This window comes from Thalassospira sp. UBA4513 (assembly GCF_002388495.1).
Classification (GTDB): Bacteria; Pseudomonadota; Alphaproteobacteria; order Rhodospirillales; family Thalassospiraceae; genus Thalassospira; species Thalassospira tepidiphila.
Window position 1 is genome coordinate 163,406 of record NZ_DGMR01000035.1, and the last position, 230, is coordinate 163,635.

1 protein-coding gene is annotated in these 230 nt (G+C 57.4%); it reads right to left on the reverse strand.

What is annotated here, in order from left to right; all coding sequences use genetic code 11:
* On the reverse strand, positions 1–230 hold a 230-nt coding region (locus tag B2T33_RS14825; protein WP_286792454.1), incomplete at both ends, for an aconitase family protein.

The window sequence follows — 230 nt, forward strand, 5'->3', positions numbered from 1 at the left end:
ACGATGTGCACGATGCCCTGACGGAGATCGTTCATCGGGAAATAGTGAATGCCGGTGTCCTTGGCGTTCTGGTCAAGGGTTTCAACCTGAATGCGGCTGTCTTCTTCCTTGATGCCTTCAGAACGGTCAGAGGTCGGAACGTTGTGATCCGGCACAGCGAGCGTCAATTCCGGATGGCGCACTTTGCGGCCCGAATTGCGCAGACCTTCGAAGGCCTGCGGGCTGGTCAC